Origin of the sequence: uncultured Methanobrevibacter sp. (genome assembly GCF_937906425.1) — an archaeon.
Classification (GTDB): Archaea; Methanobacteriota; Methanobacteria; order Methanobacteriales; family Methanobacteriaceae; genus Methanobrevibacter.
The window spans coordinates 1-4,783 of sequence record NZ_CALCYR010000094.1 but is presented as its reverse complement, the minus strand read 5'-3'; the positions used below and the strand labels follow the sequence as shown (position 1 = coordinate 4,783).

The 4,783-nt window shown below is 28.8% G+C and carries 4 protein-coding genes; 2 read left to right on the top strand and 2 right to left on the bottom strand.

Going from position 1 to position 4,783, the window contains the following annotated elements; translation table 11 throughout:
- Positions 1-433 precede the first annotated feature (433 nt).
- Together Q0138_RS02470 and cyaB are read right to left on the bottom strand one after the other, a co-directional pair.
- On the bottom strand, positions 434-1,612 hold the full coding sequence (locus Q0138_RS02470) for a homocitrate synthase family protein (RefSeq protein ID WP_297980478.1): 1,179 nt from the start codon (positions 1,610-1,612) through the stop codon (positions 434-436).
- Between the two features lie 257 nt (positions 1,613-1,869).
- On the bottom strand, positions 1,870-2,409 hold the full coding sequence (gene cyaB, locus Q0138_RS02465) for a class IV adenylate cyclase (RefSeq protein ID WP_297980475.1): 540 nt from the start codon (positions 2,407-2,409) through the stop codon (positions 1,870-1,872).
- A 691-nt stretch (positions 2,410-3,100) separates the two neighbouring features.
- On the opposite strand from cyaB, the gene Q0138_RS02460 reads away from it, so the two are divergent.
- Positions 3,101-3,646, top strand: coding sequence for a TATA-box-binding protein (locus Q0138_RS02460; RefSeq protein ID WP_297980472.1), 546 nt, complete (start codon positions 3,101-3,103; stop codon positions 3,644-3,646).
- Between the two features lie 4 nt (positions 3,647-3,650).
- The coding region (serB, locus tag Q0138_RS02455) for a phosphoserine phosphatase SerB (protein WP_297980469.1) at positions 3,651-4,783 on the top strand (1,133 nt) is incomplete at its 3' end.

Sequence of the window (4,783 nt, the reverse complement as noted above, 5' to 3'; positions counted from 1 at the left end):
TTTTTATTAATATTTTCAATAATTGAAATTAATTTTTTAAATTTATTCTTTTTAATGTTTTAAATAAATTAAATTATTTTTTAAATTTATTTTTTTTTAATTCTTAATAAATTAAATTAATTTTTATTAATATTTTCAATAATTGAAATTAATTTTTTAAATTTATTCTTTTTAAAGTTTTAAATAAATTAAATTATTTTTTAAATTTATTTTTATAAAATAAGTTTAGTCTTTAATGTTATAAATCTATTTATATTTTTAATTGTTTGTTTAGAAATAGTAATAATTTGATTAAAATGTTTTTAATAACTTAGTTAAAAGAATTAAGAATTTTTAAATTTTTAAAAATAGTTTATTTTCTGTGGTTTAAATATGGGAGTTCTTAATAGCTTGTTGGTGTAAAATAAAAAAATAAAAATTGTATTGATTTAAATTATAAATCAACATAATTTGCATCAATACTTCTTACAATGTCTTTGAATACTTCGTCGTTAATGTATTTTCCTTCTTCTCTGCTCTTTTTAACCTTTTTAACGATTTCACAAAGTTGGTCATTGGTTACTTTATAACCGCATTCGTCAAGTTTTGCCTTGACCGCTCTGCATCCTGAGTGTTTTCCAAGGACCAATTGTCTTTTTTGACCAACAAGTTCAGGTAAATAAGGTTCATATGTAAGAGGTTCTTCAATAACGGCATCCACATGAATTCCTGATTCGTGTCTGAATACGTTTTTACCTACAATTGCCTTATTGTATGGAATTCCTAATTGGGTTTTTTCAGCAACCAATTCAGAAAGCTCCTGAATGTATTTGGTTTTAAATCCTAAGTCTTTTCCATATAATATTTTTAAGGACATGATAAGTTCTTCAAGTGAAGCGTTTCCTGCTCTTTCTCCAATTCCATTAACTGTGGTTGAAACAGCGGTTCCTCCTGCAAGCAATCCATAAATGGAATTTATTACAGCCATACCGAAGTCATTGTGACAGTGCATAGCAATGTCAATGTCTGTAACTTTACGAAGTTCCTTGATTAGGAATGTGATTCCTTGAGGAGTGATTGCTCCAACGGTATCTGCAATATGGACTCTGTCTGCCCCATAGCTTTCTGCTCTGGAGTAGATTCTTTTTAAGAAGTCCAAATCAGTTCTTGTTGCATCCTCGGCTGAAAATGCTACAAACAATCCATGGTCCTTTGCATATTCAATGGATTTCATACAGATGTTTAAGGCTTCCTGCCTTTTAATGTGCATCTTATGTTCCAAATGAATGTCTGAAGTTCCCATGAATGTAATGATTCCATCCACATCACAGTCAATAGCTCTGTCTATATCTTCCACTTTGGTTCTTGCCAAACAAATGATGTCTGCATCAAGACCTTCATTAGCTATTGCCTTAACTGTTGATGCTTCAGTGTTGGATACAATTGGAAAACCTGCTTCAATTTGATGAATCCTTAATTGATCAAGTTTTCTTGCAATTTCTAATTTGTCTTCTTTTGAAAAACAAACTCCGGGAGTTTGTTCTCCATCTCTTAAGGTTGTATCATAAATAGTAATGTTTTTTGGAAAATTATATTCCTCTTCCTTATTGAAAGGACTGATATAATATTGCATTTTTCACATCTCTTTATGTCTTTTATCTAGTATAGTTTAAATCGTTAGAATAAGTTTTTTTTCTAAAAACCCTCTTTTTAAGTCAATAATTTTTAAAAGTAAGTTGAAAATTTTTAAAATTATTTTTTTAATAAATATAATATCTTTTGTATTTTCATTTAATAAAGTTTTTTATATTATTTCGTCATGATTGGAAATGTTTTTTTAAGTTAAATAGATTGAAATTTTTTCTAAATGCTAGTTGAATTAATTGAAATTCATAAATTTTCAAGTAATTCCAAATAGGAAGTTCTTTCAAAACCATCTGTAATTCCTAATTTAGCAAACAATTCAAAAATCTCTTCCTGTGCTTTGGTATAATCCTCTCCGTCATCCAAAGCAACTTCTATTTCCATATAAGGTTCCAGCCCTTTAACATCATCCAAACTTATTTCAAATTTGTCTATTTTAAAGTATTCCCTGTCCTTTATAACGGTTCTCACTTCATTAAATCCTAAATTTTCAAAGATCTTGCTGCATTTGTCGCTGTCTTCTATTTTCATTTCCACTTCTTCTCTGGTTTTACTTTTATTGTCTATTTTAGGACCTTTGTAAGTAATGAATAGATCATGTTTTTCTTCACTTTTTGTTTCCCTTATTCTTAATGCTTCATCTGTTTTTGCAAAGTCTTTAACTGGGCTATTAAAATATCTATCTTCCTGATGTTCGATTTTTATCTTTTTTGCACCTAATTGGTCTAGTTTTTCTTTAATTTTATCAAAACTATCTATTTTTGCCTTAACTTCAACTTCAATCATTTTATCCCTTGACTTTCTTGTTTAGTTTTTTAAGTTTGTTTATTTTCATTTAAATTTTTATTTTTTTAATTTAAATTTTTATCTTTTTTAGGCTTTGTTTTTCTTGAATTTTTTATTTTTTTGCATTGTCGGAATCCTAAAAATTTTTTTAAAAATTTTCTAAAATAACGGATTAAAATAAATAAAATAATTTTTAAAATAGCTTTTCAACAGACACTTTTTTTATTAATTTTTAATTGAAAATTTTTTATTTTTTGATTATAATTTCATGAGATTTAATAAAAATTTTCATTATTTGTTCGTTTTATTAAAAATCAATTTTTTTAAAGTTTTTTATAAGTTTTCTTGCTTTTAATTCCTTATGAAACTTCTTATTTTTTTAAATTTTTTTAAGATTTTTTCTTTTTATAAAGTTTTAAATTTTTTAAATCATTTATAAATAAAAATATTGATTTGGACTTTTTTATTTATAAGTGAATTTTTATTACTTTATAAGTAAAACATAATATTTTTTTAATTTTTTTTCAATTAATTTTATATATTATTTAAATAATATATTTTATTAGTAAAAATTTTATTTAAAAAATTTTTTAATTTTCTGTTTTTATTTTCATTTTTTTCAAACTAAAAATTATATTAATTTTTTAAAATATTTACTTACTTTTTTTAAATTTGATTTGGAGGTATTAAATTGACCGATGTTGATATAAAAATAGAGAACATTGTTGCTTCTGCTAGCATTGGTAAAGATATCGTTCTTACTGAAGTTGCTAAAGCATTAGAAGGCGTCGATTTTAATAGAGAACAGTTTCCAGGTTTAGTTTTCAAACTTAAAGAACCTAAAACTGCTGCTTTAATTTTTAGTTCCGGTAAACTTGTTTGTACTGGTGCTAAGTCTATCGATGACTCAAAGTTAGCTATTAAAAAAACTGTCGACCTTATGAGAGAAGTTGACACTGAAATTCCTCATGAGTTTGATATTAAAATTCAAAATATTGTTGCTTCTGCAAATTTACATTCCACATTAAATTTAGAAGCAGTCGCTTTGGAATTGGAAAATACTGAATATGAACCAGAGCAATTCCCTGGTTTAGTATATCGTTTATCTGATCCTAAAGTTGTTTTATTATTATTCGGTTCCGGTAAAGTTGTATGTACTGGTGCTAAAACCAAACAAGACGCTAGGTTAGGTGTTGAAAACGCTAAAGCTAGACTTAGCGAATTGGACTTAATATAATTCGGTGATATATTTGATTAAACTTGTAGTATTTGACTTAGATAATGTTATTATTGATGGTGAGGGCATAGATGAGATTGGAAGATTAGTAAATATTGAAGATCAAATTGCAGCAATCACTGAGCAAGCTATGCAAGGTGAAATCGACTTCGAAACATCCATTAAGAAAAGAGTAGGTCTCCTTAAAGGAGCATCTCTTGAAGAAATTAAAACATTAGCTAATGAAATGCCTCTAATGAAAGGTGCTGAAGAAGCCATTTCCACTTTGAAGGAAAAAGGCTTTGATGTAGCTATTATAAGTGGCAGTTTTGATATAATTGCTGATACTATTAAGGAAAAACTCAATGTGGAAAATATTTTCACAAACTCACTTGTTGCGGAAAACGGGGTCTTGACTGGTGAGGTAACTGGACCATTAGTTTCTGGTTCAAAATTAGATGTTTTATCTAAATTCATTGAAGAAGCAGGATATTCATTGGATGAATGTGTTGCTGTCGGAGATGGAGCTAATGATATTTCTATGATTGAATCTGCTGGTTATGGAATTGCTTTTAATGCTAAACCTGCCTTAAAGGAAAATGCGGATATCATTGTAGAAACCCGTGATTTAACTGATGTCTTAAATGTCATCATTAATTTAAATTCTGAAAACACTGAAGAAGGTGCTGACGTGGATAAAGAAGTTGCTGTAGAAACTGAAGTAGTGGAAACTACTGACGTAGTTGTTGAAAACCAAGAAGAACAAGTTGCAGATGCAACTGAAGAAGTAGTTGAAGAAGTTGTTGACGAAGCAGTTGAAGAAGCTGAAGAAGTTGAGGAAGAGGCTGCTGAAGAAGCTGAAGAAGCTGAAGAAGTAGTCGAAGAGGAAGCTGAAGCTGAAGAGGAAGCAGTTGAAGAGGCTGAAGAAGTAGTCGAAGAGGAAGCTGAAGCTGAAGAGGAAGCAGTTGAAGAGGCTGAAGAAGTAGTCGAAGAGGCTGTTGAAGAAGCTCCTGAAGAAGAAGCAGTTGAAGAAGCTGAAGAAGTAGTCGAAGAGGCTGAAGAAGTAGTCGAAGAGGCTGTTGAAGAAGCTGAAGATGAAGTTATTGAAGAGGCTGAAGAAGTAGTCGAAGAGGCTGTTGAAGAAGCTCCTGAAGAAGA

Bases quoted from the DNA above. Each gene is read 5' to 3' on its own strand.
- Q0138_RS02470 (WP_297980478.1), bottom strand. From the start codon at position 1,612: ATGCAATATTATATCAGTCCTTTCAATAAGGAAGAGGAATATAATTTT.
- cyaB (WP_297980475.1), bottom strand. From the start codon at position 2,409: ATGATTGAAGTTGAAGTTAAGGCAAAAATAGATAGTTTTGATAAAATT.